This window comes from Rhodococcus sp. NCIMB 12038, assembly GCF_002165735.1.
In the GTDB taxonomy this organism is placed as follows: Bacteria; Actinomycetota; Actinomycetes; order Mycobacteriales; family Mycobacteriaceae; genus Rhodococcus_F.
Window position 1 is genome coordinate 1 of record NZ_NHML01000101.1, and the last position, 1,463, is coordinate 1,463.

General features: G+C 69.7%; 2 protein-coding genes. Both read right to left on the minus strand.

Features of this window, described 5'->3' with window-relative positions:
- Positions 1–454: carboxylesterase family protein (locus CA951_RS42160; protein WP_179220532.1), on the minus strand; the 454-nt coding region annotated here is incomplete at its 3' end.
- On the minus strand, positions 451–1,463 hold a 1,013-nt coding region (locus tag CA951_RS42165; protein ID WP_087562478.1), incomplete at its 5' end, for a carboxylesterase family protein. The genes CA951_RS42160 and CA951_RS42165, both read right to left, overlap by 4 nt.

Here is a 1,463-nt window from a genome sequence, read left to right on the forward strand (position 1 = left end):
GGCCGAGGTTGGAGTCGAAAGGTCTTTCGGGGGTGGAGAACTGGGTGAAGTCGAGGTACCCGAGGGATCCGAGTCGGTAGTTGATCGACACGTACACGATGTCGCCGCGGCGGACCAGCGACTGTCCGCCGTACAGCGACGAGGACGAGGTTCCGCCGGAGTAGGCGCCGCCGTGGATGAACACCATCACCGGTCGCGGCGTCGCGGATGTGGGACCGGGGGCGAGCACGTTGAGGGTGAGACAGTCCTCGTCGGTCCCACTGTCCTGCGGTGCGGGGGACCCGAAGTGGAACGCCCGCCGAACCCCCGACCACGGCTCGACCGGGTGCGGGGCACGCAACCGCAGCGGCCCGACCGGGGGAGCGGCGTAGGGGATGCCCCGCCACGCTGCCAGGTCGTCGATCCGGCGCCCTCCGACGGCGCCGGCATCGGTGTGGACTTCCAGACCGCTCACAGGCCCTGCCCGTGATAGCCCGCGTACCCCTCCCACGCCAGCCTGCGCTCCCGGCGCGGGTCGTCCTGGACGGTGGTGACGGTGTCGAACACGAGTGTTGCCCTCCGGTCGGTGTCGTACTTCGGCCACGACACCAACGGTGTTCCCCGCGAGGCGAAGTGCAGCCAGTGTCGCTGCACATTATCCGTCACGTCCTTCAGGCCGCGCCGTCCGCCCGGCAGGGTGAGACCGCGGCCGATCAGAGTGTCGGCGATGTCGAACACGGCGAACAGTTCGAACCCGTGCGTGGCGTCCAGACCGAGCCACTTCATTGCACGCGGCGCGAAATCGAAACGGTAACTGAAGGTGGGGGCGTACGCGGAATGGGCTTCGGCCAGTTCGATCGACGGCCTCCAGAACGTCAGGTCGCCGCCCAGATCGACGGCGGCGTCCGGTGCCGGGTAGCCCGGATACGCCGCGGTGACGCGGGCCTCGGCGGCGGGGTCGGTGAGTGCGAACATCCGCCCGATCCGGTCGGGGTCCGTCGGCAGTGCGTCCAGGAATTTCGGGAACAGGGTGCCCTCGCTGGCGTTGGTGCCGATGATCAGCGGAACCCGGTGTGCCGAGCCGTCGGCGAACGCGTCGAGCGGTGGCTTCGGCAGGAAGTCGCCGTCGATCACAGGTCCGAACGGGTGCAGTCCCGGCGTCTCCGAGAGCACCTTCGCGCCGAGACGGTTCCCGGCCCGGCCCAGCGCGCCGACGGGTGACGACGCGAGCGCCTCTGCGGCAGTGCCGGGTTCGGCTCCGAGTAGCGTCACGTAGTCGGATGCCCACCGGGCGGCCCGGTCCGCCGTCGTGACGAGACCGGGCGCGGAACTCTCCGAGATCGCCCGCGCGAAGAGGCCTTTCGCGGCGGGTGTGGTCATCAGGGTGGTGACGGCGTTGGCGCCCGCGGATTCGCCGAAGACGGTGACGTTGTCGGGGTCGCCGCCGAATTCGGCGATGTTGCGCTGCACCCATTCGAGTGCGG